Raw genomic sequence first — 20,414 nt, forward strand, 5'->3', positions numbered from 1 at the left:
TTGACTACTATTATAACTAAATATGGAGATCTTTTCTCAACAACATCACCCGGTTAAATCAAAATCTCATCAATACCTCCCTTTTCGCTTCTTGCATTTCCGAAGAAAAGTATTTAGTAAAACCACTGCGCCTCATTATTATGTTAAAATGGGGAAATGTGAGACAGCCAAGGAATTGCGAGGGCTAAAGAGAAAAAGAACTGGGAGCGAAACCATTTTGAATAAAAAAGACATAGCTGACATCAAGAGACAATTCAAAGTAGATAATGATTTATTGAAATTCAGTGACATTTTTAATGTGTACATTATGAAAGAATCGAGTGATATTTACCATCACCAAAGTACACCATTTGAGATGCTTGAGCTGGAACAGCAAGAACTATTTATGATGAACTTTAAGAAAGTCCTGACAGGCCAATTAGATCAAAAGTTATTCGAACTGAAATTTAAGCGTGATATAGAAAATAGCAGCCAGCTTATTCTTCATCAAGGGATCCTAACGAATGATACGGAAGAATGGAAAGGCCGTATGCTGCAAATCGTTGAAAAAATGCTAAAGGATAAGCAATACGATATGGATATTGTTATTACCTTTATCCGCGGCGAATACTTGAAACCGACAAAAAGAAGTAATGAAGAGACAGAAGAAAGCGCAAGAGATACGGTTTATTCCCATTCCTTCATCTTATGCAGTATTAATAAAACGCAGGATCCGAAAAAGGAATTGCTATTTGATTATGTAACAAAGGAATTTAAGTATAATTTTGTTGTCGATCCGGTTATTAATCTGAAAGCTCCCATAGGAGGATTTTTATTCCCATGCTTTACTGATCATGCTGCGGATGTAAATCATGTGCTTTATGCTGCTGGGAAACCGTATGAGCTGGATTATCATTTTGTTGAAGAGGTCTTAAATGCCGAAGACGCAATGACTGCAGAAGACGATAAAATTGTGTTTGAAGAAATTGTAAAAGATGTTGCAGGAGAACAGATCAATACATCCACCCTTTCGAATGTATACGAAGAAATCCATCGGGTCGTCGTAGAGAATGAAGAGGAAGACGTACCAAAATTAGATTATCGAGATGTAGAAAAGGTATTGAAAAGCAGTGGAATAGAAGGTGTCAATTCTGAAAAGGTGGAATCTGCTTTTAAAAAGATAATCGATGATGAAAATTTTGAGTTAAAAGCAACGAGCATCATACCGAAATACGAATCCAAGTCTATTAAAATCAAAACAAAAGTTGCCAATATTACCGTCAGTCCACAAGATTTACGATATATGCGGCAGGTTCATATAAATGGAAAGCTTTGTTTAATGATTGAATTAGACGAAAATACGATGATTGAAGGCTTTGAAATGATTCCAGAATCATTGATTCATAAGGTAGAAAAAGAAGAAGAACAGGAAGATGTAGAGGAATCATAGAATAGGGACAGGTTTAGTTGATAAGCCTGTCTCTTTTTATTTATTTCGTTTACTAATTCAATCCCTTAATTCCTGTTATTTTTACATCACAAAGCAATTATAATCAGATAATTATTAGAATTAGAATTTTTACATAAAAAAAACGCAATCTACATATAAAGTCAAGAACGTTCGTTCTGGGATATTTTCACTAAGGCAAATCTGTCCATTTATTCTAGCAATGACATAACGCAGTGGGGGTCTGACCCCAGATACACGGAAAAGAACAGCCCCCATGCTTCCTTCCTTTGTATATTATGTTATGAATCTTAATTATGATATGGTAATATAAGTCCAGGATGTGTTAGATACGTCCTCCATAATTTTACAATCCAAGTTATTTTACTAAAGTCATAGTTGTTCACTGTTAAAGGAGAGATTGCATAATGAAGTGGAGACAATGCCCTCGATGTAATAGCCATAGAGTTAGAGTGAGAAATGTAAAACGAAGTACACCTGGATATGGATGCTTGGGTATCGTGATGATACTATTACTTTGTTTTTTTCTTTTTTCTATTAGTTTACAAGTGTTTTACAATCGCTTATTGTCACTTCAATCCATAGTACTTATTATCATTAGTAGTTTCATTTTCGTTTATTTGAGAAATAAACATAAGGCTAACCGAAAAGCAAAAACAAGAGAAAAAGCAACTACCTATTTACACTGTAAGGATTGTGAGCTTCGTTTTCATACCGTAGACAAATCGTAATGAATATACAACACAATTCCTATACCTTCAAAATATGATAAATAAGGATTCCTGACGTATAGATTTCTTTAATACAAACGTCAAGATTAGATACAACCAGGTGATCCAATAACGTTTGGTGAAGTTGTTTGGCGAATTCGCAAAGACTTACTGTCTACGCTTAAGGACGCGGGTTACCCTTTGATCTCCAAGACTCGCTACGAATGAATGGCTAGATCTTGCTCGACGGGAATCCCACCCGTTATATGTTGCGATCTCGGTCGATCTGACAGGCACTGACAACTATTTGCCGTATTACCATTTACTAGATGTATCGAGAGGCAAGGACAGGCCTCTCGTGCCACCCCCTAACGAAATCTCCCAGCATGGCTGCTCCCATAAGAATGTTTTTTATGGTAAATAATCGCTTTGTACAGGTTATCCTTAATTTCGTATTATTTTCTCCCACTAAGCAACGATATAACCATGCCTAAGTGTCTATATTCAGGCTGCACCGACTTTCCCCCATTTGGTTTTTATCACTAGTTAATCCAAATAATTCTCAACCAGATAGTAGATTCTGTCTTTCGTTTCAAATGCGAGATAGTCCATTCCTTCTGCTCTTGCTGAAGCTGTTTCATCTGACATTTCACCAAAAGCCAGCTCTTTCATTTCAATCCATTTAATTTGCTCTGTCTTTAATTTTTCAAACGCCTTTTTTGGAATCGTATCTTCTAATTCATCCCAAACGTTTTGTAATAAATCATCCCATTCACCATAGTATTGACCATAGAAACCAGAGCGCATGTCTTGTGCATGAGGATATGATTCTTTGAGTTTTTTCATTATCTTACCCTCAAGACCATCACTTTCACGTAAATACTTCTGTTTCAAATCACTCCCCCCGGCAGCTAGTTTTGCTTCCTCTGCTTCCTCTTCTCCCTCTTTCTCGATGGCTAGTTGCTTCGTTTTCTCTTCTTCTTTTATTTTGGCTAGTTGTTTCGTTTCCTCTGTTTCCTCTTTTTCTTTTACCGCTTCTTCTTTCTTATCTTTTTCCATTTCTTCTGATATACTATCGACTCTGATTAATCCATTATTTCCCTCTCCGCCATTTGGAGTGTCTACAATTTCCACTGTATCTTTATTTACAAAGTGACCTTCAAAGAAAAATTCATTTATGCCACTTTCCGGATTGACAACCTCTATGATGAAGTTGTCATCTTCGGTTTCGGTTAGTATGTATTCAGCGGTCATTGGATTATCGTTTGATTCTTGTCTGTTTACTATTCTATCTTCACCTACTTCCAGGTATGCCTTTACATCATAATCAGTAACTACTTTCCAGTTTCCTATTATTTTACTTTCGATAGAACCACAAGCTGCTAAAAATACACTTAACATAAGTACACCTAAAAAGATTGTAATACAACGTTTCATATAATACTCTCCCCCGTTTAGTCATATTCCCCTATATCAAACCTCTAGCTCATCATCATCGTCATCATCTGTGTCTTCTTTATCTTTTTTCACCGAACCATCTTCTTTATATAAAGTTTCCAAATCAATATCATCAATATCTAATTCTTCTTCATCGCAGCCAAAATCCTCTTCCATATCCTCGGATATTTTCCCTTCCGTCTCTAATTGCTCCAAAAGTTTATTTTCCCAATACGCTTCATCTGCTTTAGTTTGCTTATTATATAAATCCTCCTCTTGTTCTGATAGCGTCTTGTCTTCATTATTAGGAATTAACCAATATTCATCATTCGAATCTTGAATTTGTTCTTCGTGCTGTCTTCTTAATTCTTTTTCTGTCATACTGTAATCACCGTTTTCCTTTTTACTCATTTCGTTGTCTTCCTCCTTTGAATTGTTGACTAGTAATCTCCATATTTACTGTTTTAAGAATACAGAATGAGTATCTGTATTACTAGAGTCATCGCAATCAGTATCCTTATCATAACAAGTCGTTAAATATTCGATTACTGAAATAAAACATTGTCCCACATCTTTTTATTTATTTATGTTTGATCCATGTAAATCCGTCATATTTTGTAATGATTGCAACATCTATTGGACCGCCAACAGTCTCGAGTGACTCTGATATTTTCTTTTTAAATGATGTCATATTTACTAATACTTCAGCCATTTCAGCTAACTCTATTGTCGGCAAAGCACCTACAATATCCATAATCGGTGCGATAAATTCTTTTTGTTTAAAATGATATAGTTTTTGATGAAATTCTCCATATAATTTGATCAATTCTTTGTGCATGGCTTCTTCTACACCTTCAAAGCTCGTGTCTGCTTTAAAATGGTCTTTTAAATTTTCAGTTAACGTATTTGGTATTTGTTTTAAGTTCTCTTCCAAATGTGCCAGCAAACTGTCCTCCATTTTTTCATGGATGCCTGTCATAAAACTTATGACCATGTCACTTTGGGCAAGCCCAAAAATGTATCCCAAATTATCCACTTCAACTTGTCCACTTTCTTTAGATTTCTTTCGATACTTCAGTTTTCCATTAATGTACCTCTCTATTTGAAGCGTGACAGTCGCCGGGCGTAATTCTTTGTTTCCAAATCCAACAAACACTACTCCAGAATATTGCTCGTCAAATCTTTTAAACAGTGAATTAAATGTAATGATTAATGCATATTTAAACAAATGCTTTGTAATCAGAAAGCTAGCAAAATTTTCTTTCATATACTCCATTAATGTATCGATGTATTTTTCACCGATCAAATTAAAATCAGTTTCATCGAAAGGAGGGATCAGCTCTTTTTTATGGTACGTGGCAACTAATTCATCTAACCACCCTTCCACATGCTGTGTATAGATATCTTGGATTTCTTCAATTGTTTTTTCATCTTGATATTCCAGATAAATATCTCTATGCATGCTTTTGCAACGATGATGGATAGAATTTAATTTTGAATGCAAAAAGTCCTTAATAAATAATTCTTCATTTCTGGTTGACGTTAACTCTACAAATTCATTCCGGTTTAGGAATTCCAAAAAAGCATCTGCATATTCTCCTAATGTGTCTAACTGTTGATCCCCTAATTTATTGCCAAATAGTTTGATGATAGTTTCCCATGGCACATTCATAAAGTGTCCGCTTCCATAAACCATAACGCCAACTGGATGATGTTGGGTAAGTGGAAACAGCTTATCCGCTGAATTATATACTTTTTTCCCATGAATAGTTACTGCACTATCTGCTGCAAGAGCAGCTCCTCTTGCGTTCATAACAACCACTTCTGCTGTCATAAAAATCCCCCTTTAATTCTGCTTCATCATCCAAGCTATTTTAAATGATCTTTTTATTCTTCCATTTCAAAAAATGGATCTCTAACCATAAGTCCTTTTTTATACAATCTCTGGTATTCCTCTGTAATTAACTTTTCAACGAAGCTACTGTTTGTTTCCTTGCCTTCTTGTAACATTAATTCCAAATACCAATTGGCCTTTTCTGAAAGATATAATTTCTTTTGAATCTTTTTGTTATCATTTGATTCTTTTACAACTATTTCCGGGAAATACTTGGCAATCATTTTCTTTTCTAACTTGGAAACGGCCGAAATCTCACTTGAAAATTGCAAAGCTTCTTCATAGGAAACAGGAATTATTTTTTCTTCCGTCACTTCTTGATCTTCAAATCTTGGATCAATATCATCATTGTTCACTACAACATGAGTAGTAAATTCACTTTTTACGTAGAAGAAGAATTTATTACTTTTCGTTTTATATAATTGCTGTAGTTGCTTTACGACTGCACCTTTTTCGTGATTTGATTCTTCAGATGATCTTTCACAAATTTTTTTTGCTGTTTCCGTATTATAAACAGATCCTTCGATAACTTTTTTCATATTTACATCTTCCTCTTTTAGACTTAGTACTAACTCATAAATCAATAATAAATCATTTTTAGTACTAAGTCAATTGTTCTATAGGAATTAAACAATAGTTTTGGAAAACAAACAGTGGTTATTCAACTACAATCAATTCCGGGAAATAAAAGAACAATCGGGACAGGCGGCACAGCTCCCACCAGCTTTATGCAGTCAGTCTCCCGTATTGCCTGCCCTTTTCGAATCAACGTATATTTTTTATCGACAATAGGAGTAGAACCAATGTAACCCGGTTTCAAATCCAACTTCCTGGATTAGTATCATTTTGCTCTTCAACCATATCCGTTAAAGTAACTTGTGTTGATTCCAGATTCACTCAATGACAAAACTTGAACAAGTGCTTTACTTACAAGGGACTGCAAAAAAATAGACTCTTTCACTTAATTAACCGTAAAAGGCTTCGATTAAGTGGAACCAATAAAGCTAAAAAACGCCATTTTAAGCAAATGACGTCTTCTCAATCATATTCTCTTTGTGCAATCTTTAATATAAGCTGTTCGTAAATGACATCCAGTCGATTGATTCTCAAAGAGATTCTACTAAAATGGTTAAGTTATTCGGTAAAAACCGGGATCCGCAACTGCCCTCAACTGCACTACTTCTTCTGATTACCAGCCACAAAGTTACCAATAAATTCAAGTTGGTCCTTTGTTGGTTCGATCTTTCGTGTCAACTGAAATCGCTCCACAGCTTTCTCTGGTGAGGTTTCGTCGCCAACAATTTCACCGACATCCAGCAACTCATCAAGGAAATGCCACAATTCATCATATGATTTTGGACTCTGATGACCGAGCACATAATAACGTACATCATATTTTTTTATTTTTTCCAATAGGATCTGCAGTTCCTTAAGATCATAGCTCCATTCTCCGCTATAGAAATCCTGATAGATACAGTCTCCTAGAAACATCACCTTCTCTTCCGGAATATAGACGATGGATGAATCCCGTGCATGTTCCCCGCCGACGTGTTCCATCACACAAGTGATTCCACCAAGATCAATTTGCATGGTATCCTGGAACGTTATATCCGGGGCCTGCAGCTCCAGATAGTCCCGCACAGGCATCTCCCGCTTCATCATATCCCGGCAAAATGCAATCTCTTCTCCATTCTCCACCCGTTTATCAAGGGAGGCATCATCCCATTTCAAGGTTTTTAGATACTCCAGCTGACGCTTTGTATCCTGATGACTTATCGTCAAACGACCCACCGTTTTCATACCAAAAATATGATCCCAGTGCCAATGAGTTATTACGGCAAGTTTTATTGGTGTAATATCCATATTTTCAGCTAGATCGAGGAAATCCGTCGCATGTGCAGGTGAATTACCAGCATCAATGGCCAAACTAAAATTCTCCCCACAAATCAGCCCCAATGCCGGTCGGTCAGTTTCCGCATAATGTGGCATATAGTAGACATTTGTTGCTATTTGTTTCAACATGTAGTTACCTTCTTTCCTTTTGTTTATCGTTTGTGTTAATTTCTAGTGGGTTAATCCTTTTTCTATCGTTTGCTGGCTTTTATTTTACATGAAAAATTCATGATAATATACTTTTCGCAAATAAGGGCATAATTGGACAAGAGAACCCTCTCCTGCACAATTATTTACAGTTACTTTCACAACATCTTCACGCATAACATAAAATAGGCTTAGAAGCAGATCTCTAAATTTTAAAAGTGGGATGTGCCATATGGAAAATGTATCGGATCAACACTACCGGTTTCAAAATCTGCAGGAAAAACATATGACATTTAATCAAGTCTTTGAACATATTGTGAGATTTATGCGTTCGCGGCCAACAGGGAACTACCGTCTAATCGTAGGGACAGATTCACAAGTTCACTCTCAAATGACTATATTTATAACTGGAATTGTTATCCGTAATAAAGGAAAAGGTGTATGGGCGTGTATACGAAAAGTGATTATTCCAAGAAGGATGTTGCATCTGTATGAGCGGATTTCCTATGAGATGTCTTTCTCAGAAGAGATTGTTTCCTTGTTTACCGCAGAAAGGAAAGAACAACTAATCAACATTATCCTTCCTTACATTTATCAAGGAGCTTCGTTTAAGATGGAGGGTCATATTGACATTGGGGCTGGAAGTAAGAATAAAACACGTGCATTTGTGGAAGAAATGGTTAATAGAATGAAAGTTATTGGTGTGGAACCAAAAATTAAGCCGAATGCTTTTGTAGCTTCAAGTTATGCAAATCGATATACAAAATGAATCAGGGCGTGAATTATTTGGGGATCTATGAGTGGATGAAATTTAGCGAGTCGGCACCCTTCTGAATTTTATCCACTTTTTCCTATTACAGGATATTTCTCTCTCGGAATTTAGTATGTACATTTTAGTTTTAATGGTCAAATTCAACCTGTCCCAATCAAGCATGTCTAACGCTCAGCTCTAGTTCTTAATTCCGGATTTTTTTATGCCATGACAATAGATTTAAGATCTGATCTTCATACTTCTCCTTCATTTGGTCAAGAGCTACTTTCCGCCATTGACGTGGTTGTCAAGAGCGATGGCGTTCACTGGGAATTTTTAATAAAAAAGCGATATTATTAAGGGTTTATTGGATAAGCAAAAAGCTAACCAGGTTTAAAAATCTGGTTAGCTCAAACACATTCTTCTAAAAACGGTTCTATACAGTACTTTTACTTTTGACTAAATCGTAAATCTATTTCCAAAACTAACTAGTAAAAAATCTACAAACACCAAAACCAGGAACTGATAAGTACTCAACCAATTTATCCTTCTAACTTATCCGTTATCAGCATATGCCCTGGTGCGTGAGAGATCATTACCTCTGGTTTCGCACTCAAACATATGTTTTGTGGAGTTACACCACATGGCCAAAATACCGGAACTCTTTCACCTTCATTGAAGTTAATACTCTCACCATAATCTGGTTTAAATATATCTTTTATGCCTATTTGTTCAGGATTCCCGATATGAATAGGCCCTCCATGTGATGTTACAAATTGAGAAGTAATATTAACGGCCCTATCAATCTCCTCTTTTAACAACGCTCGCATACTTACTACCATATTCCCTTGAAATCTCCCTGCCTTTTTACAAGGAATGTTTGTATTGAACATTGGTACTACTCTATTTTGATCTTGATGAAGTAATTTAATCCCATCGTCTATTAGTGCTTTTTCGAATGTGAAGCTACAACCTATTAAAAAGGTAACAAAATCCTCCCTCCACTCCTCCACAACATCCAGTACCTCTTTTATAAATTTTCCATTCCTGTAAATTCGATATTTAGGTAAATCTGTTCTAATATCGGCATCTGCAATTGCAGGTTGAGTCTTGCCTTCTTCTAAAACATCAACAATTGGGCATGCTTGTGGATTACGTTGACAAAATAATAAAAATTCAAATGCGTAATCCTTTGGAAGCGTAATTAAATTGGCTTGTAAATAATTATCACATAACCCTGAGGTTGTATTCGACTGTTGGTTCTTTCTATATTTCAAACGTTGTTGTTTCGGATCCATTCGTAGCACCCCTTTCTATTCAAATAACCCAACAGGGAATAGAACGATTTCAGGTATATAGGTAATGAGTAATAAAATGATAATCAATATTGCTACTTGTGGGATGAGATACTTGAACATTGTTGGTACTTTAATTTTTGCAATAGATGATGTTACAAATAAACAAACCCCAAGTGGCGGTGTAACCATTCCAATTGTTAAGTTTACTGCCATTACAATCCCAAAATGAACCGGATCAATACCCGCTACTAAGATTAACGGTAGGAACAATGGGGTGAAAATAGATACTGCACTAATCGTGTCAATAAAAGTTCCAGCGAGCAACAGGACGATATTTATAATAAGTAATAATAGAATTGGATTATCTGAAATGGGTCCCATCATTTCAATTAATTGGTTCGGAATCTGATTAAATGATAAGAACCATATAAACAATGACGCTGATCCTATTAAAAATACGATCGTAGCAGTAGTCTTTGCTGTGCTTAACATGATTGGCCATAAATCCTTTATAGAGATTTCTCTATAAACAAACAGACCAATGATTAATGCATATACAACTGCAATTACGCCAGATTCAGTTGCTGTAAATATACCCGAAACAATTCCACCAATTATAATTATTGGCATAATCAATGCCAGAACAGCATCCTTTGCGCCTACTACTATTTCTTTGAAGGTAGCTCTTCTATCACTAGAGCGATACCCATTCTTTTTCCCAACGTAATAACTATATCCCATAAGGCCAATTCCCATTAACAATCCAGGTATTATGCCTGCGACAAATAAATCACCAATGGATACACTTGCCATTACTCCAAATAAGATGAGAACAATACTAGGAGGAATAATTGGGCCAATCGTAGCTGACGTGGCAACAAGACTAGCGGAAAAACGTTTATCATATCCTTCCCTATCCATTGCTGGTATCATCATTCCACCAATAGCAGCTGCAGCAGCAATAGCCGTCCCAGTTAAGGCAGAAAAGAAAATACTTGCCAAAACCACAACCATTGCTAGCCCACCTGGCAACGGCCCTACAAGCGTTTTCGAGAAATCAATAAGTCTTTTCGAGATTCCTCCTTTTGTCATAATTTCACCAGCTAGAATAAACAATGGAACAGCAACTAACGTGAAGTTATTAATTCCACTAAAAACATTCCGCGGAACATTTATTAATAGATCAGGGTTAGTTAGCACAATCCCAAGAATTGACACAAATCCTAAACCAAAAGCAATTGGTACCCTTAACATAATCAGTATGAATAATAAAACGACTAACCAAATCATGAGAACACCTTCTTAATATGGAAATATAGCATAAATAATGCACTAACAGGTAAAGCGAGGTAAACGTATGCTTTTTTAACAGGAAAGATCCCTATTATTTGCCCTGATTTAAAGTTATCCATTACCAGAATATATCCATAGTAAAGAAGTACGACAATCATCGTTCCAACTACAATAAATTCAAGTGTTTTTAATACAATCGAAAATAGCTTAGAAACATTTTCGTACAAATCAACCGTTAAGTGTTCGCTATTCTTGATAGCCAGTGCTGAACCAAACAAAATGCTATATACAAAGCTAATCATTAGTACTTCTTGAGACCAACTGAGCGGCTGTTGTATGACATATCGAAAAACTACCTGTAGTAAAGTAATAAATACCGTAGCCGATAAACAGATTGTAGTTATGATTTCTAACAGTTTACCAAGAAGTGAATCTATTTTGGCCATAGTGGTTCACCCTTCCTTAAATAAAATTGTCTCACAGGGATAATCCGTATGAGACAACCTTATGTTCAATGTATTAATTTTCTTCAATTCTTTTAATGAGATCTTCTGGAACCTCTTCGCTTAAAGCATCTTTAACACTTTTTGTTTTTTCCTTGAAAGCCTCTCTGTCTGGTTCAGTAATTGTTATACCATTTTCTTTCATCTTATCGATAATTTCTTCTTCTTTATCAGCAAGAAATTGTCGTTGATATTCGGTAGTTTCATCAACTGCTGCTTGTATTGCTTCTTGATATTCTTGACTAAATTCCTCCCATACTCCTTCATTCAGCAATACTACAGCAGGTGTATAAGCATGTGCAGTTAAAGCTATAAATTCTTGAACTTCATAAAATTTCATAGAGTCAATGGTTGGAAGAGGGTTTTCCTGGCCATCCACAACTCCTTGATCAAGTGCTGAATATAATTCATTAAAATCAACAGGTGTTGGGCTGATACCAAGAGCATTCATATGGGTTTCCCAAACAGGAGCTGGTTGCACACGGACTTTTAGACCTTCTACATCCTCAGGAGTTAAAATTTCCCGTTTATCATTTGTTAAATGTCTGAATCCAACCTCCCAATATCCTAAACCTTTCAAGCTTTGATCTGCTCCAAGATTTAAAAGTTCCTTACCTATTTCTCCATCAAGCACACCGTAAACATGTTCCCTATCTTTAAATAAATAAGGAAGACCAAAAACATTCATTTTGGGAATTGTATTTGCAAGGGAACTATCAGCAGCTACTGTTGTCATTTCAACTGATCCACCCATAACTTGTTCAATAACGTCCCCTTCACTTCCAAGTGTCCCATTTGGATGAATCTCAACCTTAATTTCACCATTTGTTTTTTCCTCTACTAATTCTTTAAACTTTTCAGACGCAATATGATACTGATGTGTTTCAGAGCCAACATGAGCTAACTTAAGTGTAGTACCTCCGCCCTCACTACCACTTGATTCAGAACTACAAGCTGTTACCACCAAAACTAATACTGTAAATAAACTAATTAAAAAAGTATTCTTCATTTTAACTAACCAAACTCCTCTCTATAGTCCTTGTTTATATAGATGTGGTACCCTACTACTAAAAATAGGCACTTCGTTTCTTGCCTGTTTAACATCTCCTAGATCAAGCTGGATTGCTAAGGTTTCTTCTATCTCGTCTGAGCCCTCTTTTAAAATATTTCCCCAAGGGTCTATTACCATCGAGGTTCCACAAAAACGCACTCCATCATAAGATCCAACTCTATTAGAAGAAATAACATACATTTGGTTCTCAATTGCTCTTGCTAATTGAAGGTATCTCCAGTGACTTGTTCTAGCATCAGGCCATTCAGCAACTATATGTAATACTTCAGCCCCTTCAAGTGCTAATGTTCTGATAATTTCAGGAAAACGTAAATCATAACAAATGATTAACCCCATTTTTACACCTTCAAGTTCAAACACTTGAGGGACATGTGCACCCCCAGTTAAAAAGTTATGTTCATTTAACATTGGCACAAGGTGAACTTTGTCGTATTCATAAACTAGATTGCCAGTGCGGTCAAAAACAAAAGAGGAATTATAAAATTTACCACCAACTTTATTTGCAACAGACCCCCCTATTATATTTACATTTAATTTCACCGCTAAATCTCTTAAAAAGCTTTTAGTAGATGTTCCATTAATATCAGCAACTTGTTCCAAAGAGTTTAGCGTATAAGCAGTTGTCCACATTTCAGGCAAAACTACTATATCAGGCTTATTCTTTTTAACCTCTAATTCCATCCACTCTTTAACTTTCATCCTATTTTTTTCTGGATTACCAGGATAGATATCCATTTGATAGATTGAATACTTCATCAGATCACCTCCTAATTAATAAGATTTTTAATCTCGTATTCTGCTGTAATAGTATCTTCATTAACAGGATCAGATAATGTCATTCTGAATTTTTCCCCAAATTTGAATCCATCAACCAATGGAACGGTACCTGAAAAGACAATACTATAGGTTAAAGGTACTTCTTTCTTCTTAAGATATGCTTTTATATTATCTAAAGAGATAATTGCAGATATTGCATTTTTTTGATATGGTTGCCACTTTCCTTTAACGGAGACTTCTGAAGATAACTCCAATTGATCCCAATGATCAATCACATCACCGATCACCCATGCCTTCTTAGCAAACGGTTTATCACATACTTGTTTCGACTTATTTATATCAACTGTTTCTAAAGACCGGTCAGTATGATCACTCCCAACACTTAGGAAACACTCGTCTTCTGATTCTCCAAATATTAATACAATTTCAGCTTCCCCACTAGTTTGACCACCAATAACCTCTATTACTTCTTCCTGGTTTAAGTTACTAACGCCCACAGGATATAACGATGGCACTTCAGTTGGTTCGGGTACCCCAATTTCAGCAAGTTCCTTTATATGTTCAAGTGTTTTATCTCTGTCTCTACCTGTATACCCGATACAATAAGCTCTATTAATTGTAAGTTCTTTCTTTTCTCCATTTACCTCGAGCTGATAAGAAGAATTCTTTAAGTATGATTGTTCCAAAATAAAACCTCCTATTTATTGGCCTTTCCAAAAAAATTACTCATCTTTTTCAAGTTTTACATTTGCCTTTGTAATCTCTAGATGTTTCTTGAGTAAATCGGCAGCTTCATAACCATTATTGTTCTCCAATGCATGTATAATTTCTGTATGTTCTTTAATTACTTCAACCATTCTTCCTTCCTTCATTAACGCGTTATGTCCTATTAAGCGTGTAAGGTTATACATTTCCTGCAGAATTTGATCTAATAAATTTTGATCTGAATACTTCATAATTTGCCGGTGAAAATCCTGATCCAATTCTACATATTTTACTCGATCATCATTCTTAATTACTCGCTCTTGTTCTGATACAATTTCTTTAAGTTTTTGAACTTGCTCTTTTGTAACCTTTCCAGCTAGTTGTCTTATTCCTTCTGTTTCAACTGAAATCCTCAAATAAATGATTTGGTTTTTCTCATTTTCTGTGATTTCACGTACATGAAACCCTTTTCTAGGAACATGTACTAATAAACCTTCTTTTGTTAAATCAGCTACTGCTTCCCGGATAGGTGTTCGCGATGTCCCTAATATTTCAGAGAGCATCGTTTCAGTAAGTAATTTTTGATTATCTATTGATCCGTTAAGAATAGCCTTTTTCAACTCATCATAAACAATTTCTTTTGTTGTTTTTTTCTTTGCAAGCGGTTTCATATTTATTTTCTTCATTTTTAGACCTCACTACAATGTATAGTGTATACATTGTACATTGTAGTTATTTGAATTGTCAATATAAAACATTGTTTTGTTCGAAAAAATGGACAAAAAATTTTGTTGCTAGTGAAGAAAGGGTGAATTTAATAGTAATAATATTATAAGAATAGCCTAGTAGACAGGCGTCGTTACAATGGAAAAACTGACTAACTTTGAGTTTACCTACAAGTAGATTTATTGAAGGCTGAAGGCAATCCACTAATAAAATCTGCACTCATAACTAAGTCGACATCCGTTAAAATTCCATATATGCCCAGAATAACGCAAAAACAAAACACTCCCTAGAAAGGAAATGAGCCTGATTGCTTCTCTTCCACTTAGTAATAGCCAACTTTCATGGTCCTCAAAAGTTTATATAATGTGAACCCGATCCTTCACCCGGTGATACCGAATACTTGTAGGGTCATCCGGAGCCAGCCCTGAACATTTGAAAATGCCAATGAAGCGGTACCGGTTCTTGCCTAGGTTGTCTTTGTACTTGGCGAATACCGCTCTTTGTTGATTCTGATCGACTTCTTTCTGAAAGAGCGTTTTTCGGCTTTCTACAATCTCAGCGGATTCATGCGATTCATCGATATACGACCAGTCTGGAGCTAACGTATTAATCCAGCCCTTCGCCACAGATTTTTTCACTCCATCAACTTCTATCGACAACTTTGGGCACCATAGCCACGTATTATCATACACTCTGAAATAACTCTTTTGATACCGTTGCGCCTGTTTTCCAAAAATGGTATTTGCGATATCTTTGATGTCGTTAAACGAGATCTCATTATAAATGCTCAGAACATCGCTCTTCTTCAGCTCCGCAAGTTGTTCCTCATACGTGAGCCAGTGCAAAACTTTTTTCGATGCATGTTCCCGGATTGTTTTCACGACTTCATTAATCTCTTTATCAATAGCTTCAATGGATTGTGTCGCATCTACTCTTAAACAGAGAAAATCATCAATGACCTCTTCTGAGATAGATGCAATGATATCATCCATTCTGAGCTCATCCGCTTCTGTCTGTTGTTTGTGGTGTGCTTCATCCACTTCAACTTCGATATGTAATTGAGGAAAGTAAAGATCCATTAATGCAAAGGATCCGTTCGCACGTTTGACGTACTGTTGACTTACAGGGAAGATATTCAAGTTATCAAGTTTATGCCAGATGGCGGTTAATATATAATTCTCATAGTCTTTTCGTTTTGTCCGAGAAAAAGTCCGTACTAAATAATCGCGTTTGTTCATCCATGGCCAGCCCCTTTAACGTTCAATATACTGATTTCTATTATACTATGTAGCACTCCTTTCCCTATCATGCCTTCAAAAAAAGAAACCTGCCATTAATAAAATGTACCCTATAGAGTAGACACTTAAAAATGTCTATCCTATAGGGTACTTTTGTTTATAATAGAGAGATGCTAGGGAGGTTGAAATATGACGAAGAAATTATTTAGTAAACAAGAACAGAACCAGCTTGCATGTAGTCCTTGTGTAGTGGCTGTTAGTGAAAAGGGAATTACTTATAAAGATGAATTTAAAAAACACTATATTGCAGAAAATGAAAAAGGAAAAGGTACAAGAGAAATCTTTGAAGAGGCTGGTTTAGATGTAGAGCTAATCGGCTTAGTTCGCGTTATTTCTTCTGGAAAGCGTTGGCGAAAAACATATCGTGAAAAAGGCATCAATGGATTAGTAGATACACGGAAAGAGATGTCAGGACGACCCTTAGAACGAGAATTGAGTTTAGAAGAAAAGTATGCACGGTTAGAGGCTAAAAATCGATTATTACAAGCAGAAAATGAACTATTAAAAAAGGTCGATCTACTCGAAAGGCAGATGATGAAAAAGAAATCCAACTCATAAAGGAACATAAATTCCAATTGATCCATGACACTATCGAAAAATATCAATTAAAGCGAATGGTTCACTTCCTATGTAAATTAATTGGTGTATCTCGCTCTGGCTACTATAACTATTATACAGAAAAGGCGAAACAAAATCGTGCAGCACAGGATCAAGTAGATGAAGAAGTTAAGAATATCATTTTAAAGGCGTTCCATTATCGCCGTCGGAAGAAAGGTGCTCGTCAAATTAAGATGACCTTAGAAAATCAATTTAATATTACATACAATCTAAAACGGATTCGTCGTATAATGAAAAAATTTCATATTATTTGTCCTATTCGAAAGGCAAATCCATATCGTAAAATGGCAAAAGCAACAAAGGAACATCGTACTTGTCCAAACATCCTTCAACGTCAATTTAAACAAGGTATAGCCGGAAAAATATTATTAACCGATATCACTTATCTGACCTATAAACAAAGTAAACGTGCCTACTTATCTACGGTGAAAGACGCGGAAACAAATGAGATTTTAGCCTATGATGTATCCGACAAAATTACGCTCGACATTGCATTAAATACTTTACATAAACTGAAACGAAATCACCCACGTTTAGCTGAAGATGCGTATATCCATTCAGATCAAGGGTTTCATTATACAAATCCAGAGTTCCAAAAGCTTGTGAAGAAAATAGGTTTAGGTCAATCCATGTCACGTCGAGGAAACTGTTGGGATAATGCGCCTCAAGAATCATTCTTTGGACATTTTAAAGATGAGACAGATATAAAGGAATGCGAAGTACTTGAAGATGTGAAACGAGAAGTAAAAAGTTATATGACATATTATAACCATTATCGTGGACAATGGAATTTAAAAAAGATGCCTCCTGCAAAATACAGACAGCATCTTCTTCAAATTGACTAAAGACTTTTTTACAAGTGTCCTTTACAAAGGGTACATTTTATAAGACAGGTGCGCAGTCAAAGTACTTTATGGTTTTATGAATCGATAATAAATCGATAATGATATAAATATTTCAGCTCATTCGGCCGTGGCGATGAACAGTTTCATCTCCCCTTTCTTCATTAATGGTTTGATGACCACATTATCCAAGTGCGCGATGAAATAAACATTCGTTCATTGATGTAATTTTACTATACTTTTTGCCTTATAAATAAATGTTTCTAATTTCCCTTGTAATTCCCGATCACTCTCTTTCAGAAGGTTTTGTAGCAGATTCTCTATCCTTTATGAAGGCTAATACAGCACCCCTTTCTCACGCGCATAGTCATACTCCTTTTCCGTATAAGCAATCCCTTTGTTAGTAACCGAACCATATCGATGACCTAGTATTAAAACATAATAATCACTAATATCTATAGTTATCTTAATAACAGTCCACTGATCATCATCACCAGCACTAAACATTCCCATGCCTATGGGAAATTGATACATTGATTATATTGTTTCTGTAACTCTATTCCGTGCTTCCATTAAATCTGTATACGTAGAACTAATAAATATTTGGTACTCTTATTAACATCCATAAGACACCTCACAATCAATACTTATATATGACTTTTATATTCCATCAAAAATACACCTGTATTCTAAAGTAACAGGGTCTAACACCTATCATCAACAAAACTAGTTTTTTTATTTGTTCCTATAATTTATATACACCAATGGATTATATCCAAGTATTCTAACCTCTTTTTTCCAAATATCTAATTTATTTTTCAGCATCAACATCTCCAGTTCGTTTATGTTTGGTTTTCCGCTTGACATCCCTAACTTAGTCTTCCTTTCTAAAACAAACCAAACAGCCACGTTCTCTATTTTAGGCATATTTTTTAATGAGTCATGCTTATATAGCCTTAAAGAACTTATTGATTGATCTACAGCATAACAAAGTTTAGCGGATGTATTACCAATCTTCACCGCATACATAGTATCATCTCTATACAAATCCATAAGTTCTACTTTAGATTTTCCAACCCTCTCCTCTTCTCTATCATAATTTGTAAAACCATCACGTTCTTCTCTTATCGTGTTAAAAACACGCTCAACATAGTATTTCTGTTTTAGTCTTTTCATAATATCCTGTTTTTCCATACCCTCGTAATCTACACTGGTATTTTCCTCTACGTACCTTTCATATAAAAATTCCTCATGTATATCTGCTGTGAAATCATAATTGGTATTATATGTCACATCAATTTCCGAAATAGAGTCTTCCAAATACTTTTGGTAATCGTCATTAAAGTAGTACCACTCCCCTTTCGAGAGGATACACCTACGTTCATCATTAACATAATCTATTAGATTGCGAATTTTATCAGTTCGAACTGGGGCACCATTAAAATGACTTACTACTTTTATATCTAATAAAATATCGAGCATATTTAAATTGTTTTCCCTAGTGAATATCTCTATCTCTTCGTGACTTAATGTAGAAACTGTTTTAAGTGCTAGATTATATTCAATAGTAAAAGTCGTATCATTATTGTTGAATATTTCTGTGGCTCCAATAATATCAAATTCAGAAATATTGATAGTTGCAGCCCCTTGCTGTATCTTCTCTTTTAACTCTTTATCTAATGCTTCTAACAATTCTTTATCTGAAATTTTACTAAAAACAGGTATTTTATATATATCTTCTCTCTTTAATACATCAATAATATGTAAAATTAAATTACAAATACTCTGTATACTTTTTTCCTTAAGTGTAAACTTTAGCGAATTTCCAACTTCAATCAATTCACTATACAAATCGAAATCTAATGACTGACTTACTTTCGCCTTTAGCTTTGTAAAAGATTCCCCGCTATCAAATTCCAAATTACTATAATCAATGTAAGTGTTAATAGTTTTATTCCTTTGAGAGTTTGGTGAGGTGAGAGCTGTTGTTTTTATTTCTTTATAGTCCATTTTTCTTGCGAAAGAAAAAGCAAAGTTACGATCGCAATACTTATCCACTAAAAAGTATGAATGACCAAATGTTAATGCGTACATTTCATCGTCATACTCAACCACTACAACAGCTCTCGGTTGAACTATGGTTTGTAAGATATTGTCTTCAAACACTTGCAAAATCCACTCCCAAGAAACATTTTTATTCATACTTTCTCTAGATCTATACAAAGTAAGTACCATTTCACAATCAAGATTTTTAACTTCGTCCTGACTAATTATTCGGTTTTGGCTTAGAGCTAATCTCTCAGCCATATTCTCTTCGAAAGCCCTACGTCTACTTTCTTCTATTTTATAAATATTTACTTTCGCCAATTGTTTTCCTCCTCTAGAAAATCTTAGATTATAACTCATTTATTTTACCAAATAATTTACTGAATTATATAAATTTATAGACATATTACAATAATACCAATGAAACAAATGTTACACAATAAAACAGCCAATTTCTTATGTAATCTTTTTCCAAATAAAACATATGTATACTCAGATTACCAAGCGCGCCAACCAGCTACTTGGTTGGACTTCCTGTTCACTTGTACAGTTATCCGCCTATCATGTCATCATGATTACTTCACAGTCAACACACTATTTGACAGCTAATGCTTACCGGCTGCATAGCGCATCGAAACTTTCACACCTGTAATGTATGTGCTTCCACTCGCAAAAGAGGGATACTAAACTAACATAGTATCCCTCATACTTAGCATCCAAAATGTGTTCTATTCTTATTAGCTGCATTTGTACGTTGTTTCTGGTTTATTCTAAAATAGTTTGTGTGAAAACAATTCACTTGATGCGAGGCATCTTTATCGATAATAAAATTCTGTTTTAATGTAGTGGGGGGCTGACATCGATACTCATGATCCTGCTACATCTAATTCTGTAAAAAATAACTCTAATAAAACCCACATAACTTAATCATCTATCTGTTTTTGATTAAAGCTGTAA

Annotated in this window: 17 protein-coding genes and 1 pseudogene; 3 read left to right on the forward strand and 15 right to left on the reverse strand. The window is 35.2% G+C overall.

From position 1 onward, the window contains the following. Positions 1 to 217 precede the first annotated feature (217 nt). On the forward strand, positions 218 to 1,429 hold the full coding sequence (locus QGM71_RS07370) for a DUF4317 domain-containing protein (protein ID WP_327606877.1): 1,212 nt from the start codon (positions 218 to 220) through the stop codon (positions 1,427 to 1,429). 1,274 nt (positions 1,430 to 2,703) lie between these two features. On the opposite strand, the gene QGM71_RS07375 is transcribed toward QGM71_RS07370, so the two are convergent. The 5 genes from QGM71_RS07375 to QGM71_RS07395 form a co-directional block, all read right to left on the reverse strand. Next, positions 2,704 to 3,594, reverse strand: a complete 891-nt coding sequence (locus QGM71_RS07375) for a lysozyme inhibitor LprI family protein (protein ID WP_327606878.1) — start codon at positions 3,592 to 3,594, stop codon at positions 2,704 to 2,706. Between the two features lie 36 nt (positions 3,595 to 3,630). After that, the gene (locus QGM71_RS07380) at positions 3,631 to 4,005 is read right to left on the reverse strand and encodes a hypothetical protein (RefSeq protein WP_327606879.1); all 375 of its coding nucleotides are present in this window, start codon (positions 4,003 to 4,005) and stop codon (positions 3,631 to 3,633) included. A 169-nt stretch (positions 4,006 to 4,174) separates the two neighbouring features. After that, complete coding sequence (locus QGM71_RS07385; protein ID WP_327606880.1) at positions 4,175 to 5,428, reverse strand: hypothetical protein; 1,254 nt, start codon at positions 5,426 to 5,428, stop codon at positions 4,175 to 4,177. Positions 5,429 to 5,481: 53 nt separating this feature from the next. Continuing rightward, complete coding sequence (locus tag QGM71_RS07390) at positions 5,482 to 6,027, reverse strand: hypothetical protein (protein WP_327606881.1); 546 nt, start codon at positions 6,025 to 6,027, stop codon at positions 5,482 to 5,484. A gap of 637 nt (positions 6,028 to 6,664) precedes the next feature. Then, positions 6,665 to 7,510, reverse strand: coding sequence for an MBL fold metallo-hydrolase (locus tag QGM71_RS07395; RefSeq protein WP_327606882.1), 846 nt, complete (start codon positions 7,508 to 7,510; stop codon positions 6,665 to 6,667). Positions 7,511 to 7,760: 250 nt separating this feature from the next. Between QGM71_RS07395 and QGM71_RS07400 the strand changes: the two genes are divergently transcribed. Further along, on the forward strand, positions 7,761 to 8,297 hold the full coding sequence (locus QGM71_RS07400; RefSeq protein ID WP_327606883.1) for a ribonuclease H-like YkuK family protein: 537 nt from the start codon (positions 7,761 to 7,763) through the stop codon (positions 8,295 to 8,297). A gap of 524 nt (positions 8,298 to 8,821) precedes the next feature. On the opposite strand, the gene QGM71_RS07405 is transcribed toward QGM71_RS07400, so the two are convergent. From QGM71_RS07405 to QGM71_RS07440, 8 genes are all read right to left on the reverse strand, one after another. Then, the gene (locus tag QGM71_RS07405; protein WP_327606884.1) at positions 8,822 to 9,577 is read right to left on the reverse strand and encodes a putative hydro-lyase; all 756 of its coding nucleotides are present in this window, start codon (positions 9,575 to 9,577) and stop codon (positions 8,822 to 8,824) included. Positions 9,578 to 9,592: 15 nt separating this feature from the next. Continuing rightward, a complete protein-coding gene (locus tag QGM71_RS07410; protein ID WP_327606885.1) occupies positions 9,593 to 10,867 on the reverse strand; it encodes a TRAP transporter large permease in 1,275 nt (424 codons plus the stop codon). Continuing rightward, complete coding sequence (locus QGM71_RS07415; protein WP_327606886.1) at positions 10,864 to 11,316, reverse strand: TRAP transporter small permease; 453 nt, start codon at positions 11,314 to 11,316, stop codon at positions 10,864 to 10,866. Before QGM71_RS07415 ends, QGM71_RS07410 begins: the two co-directional genes overlap by 4 nt. Before the next feature lie 73 nt (positions 11,317 to 11,389). After that, complete coding sequence (locus QGM71_RS07420) at positions 11,390 to 12,382, reverse strand: TRAP transporter substrate-binding protein (RefSeq protein ID WP_327606887.1); 993 nt, start codon at positions 12,380 to 12,382, stop codon at positions 11,390 to 11,392. 21 nt (positions 12,383 to 12,403) lie between these two features. Beyond that, complete coding sequence (locus QGM71_RS07425; protein ID WP_327606888.1) at positions 12,404 to 13,201, reverse strand: carbon-nitrogen family hydrolase; 798 nt, start codon at positions 13,199 to 13,201, stop codon at positions 12,404 to 12,406. 11 nt (positions 13,202 to 13,212) lie between these two features. Next, on the reverse strand, positions 13,213 to 13,908 hold the full coding sequence (locus tag QGM71_RS07430) for a DUF2848 family protein (RefSeq protein WP_327606889.1): 696 nt from the start codon (positions 13,906 to 13,908) through the stop codon (positions 13,213 to 13,215). A 36-nt stretch (positions 13,909 to 13,944) separates the two neighbouring features. Further along, complete coding sequence (locus QGM71_RS07435) at positions 13,945 to 14,613, reverse strand: GntR family transcriptional regulator (protein ID WP_327606890.1); 669 nt, start codon at positions 14,611 to 14,613, stop codon at positions 13,945 to 13,947. A gap of 396 nt (positions 14,614 to 15,009) precedes the next feature. After that, a complete protein-coding gene (locus QGM71_RS07440; protein ID WP_327606891.1) occupies positions 15,010 to 15,891 on the reverse strand; it encodes an AbaSI family restriction endonuclease in 882 nt (293 codons plus the stop codon). Between the two features lie 189 nt (positions 15,892 to 16,080). Here QGM71_RS07440 and QGM71_RS07445 point away from each other — a divergent pair. Further along, positions 16,081 to 17,414 (forward strand): IS3 family transposase gene (locus tag QGM71_RS07445; protein ID WP_327606892.1). Its coding sequence is split into 2 segments (ribosomal slippage): positions 16,081 to 16,465 and positions 16,465 to 17,414, totalling 1,335 coding nucleotides; the frame shifts between segments, so codons are not numbered across the junction. A gap of 333 nt (positions 17,415 to 17,747) precedes the next feature. Here the strand turns inward: QGM71_RS07445 and QGM71_RS07450 are convergent. Beyond that, positions 17,748 to 18,014, reverse strand: a pseudogene (locus QGM71_RS07450) (DUF4062 domain-containing protein). Between the two features lie 132 nt (positions 18,015 to 18,146). Beyond that, positions 18,147 to 19,778: a DUF6119 family protein gene (locus tag QGM71_RS07455; protein ID WP_327606893.1), complete on the reverse strand. Its 1,632-nt coding sequence runs from the start codon at positions 19,776 to 19,778 to the stop codon at positions 18,147 to 18,149. Positions 19,779 to 20,414: the final 636 nt, after the last annotated feature.

Origin of the sequence: Virgibacillus tibetensis, from assembly GCF_036026595.1 — a bacterium.
In the GTDB taxonomy this organism is placed as follows: domain Bacteria; phylum Bacillota; class Bacilli; order Bacillales; family Amphibacillaceae; genus Virgibacillus_P; species Virgibacillus_P tibetensis.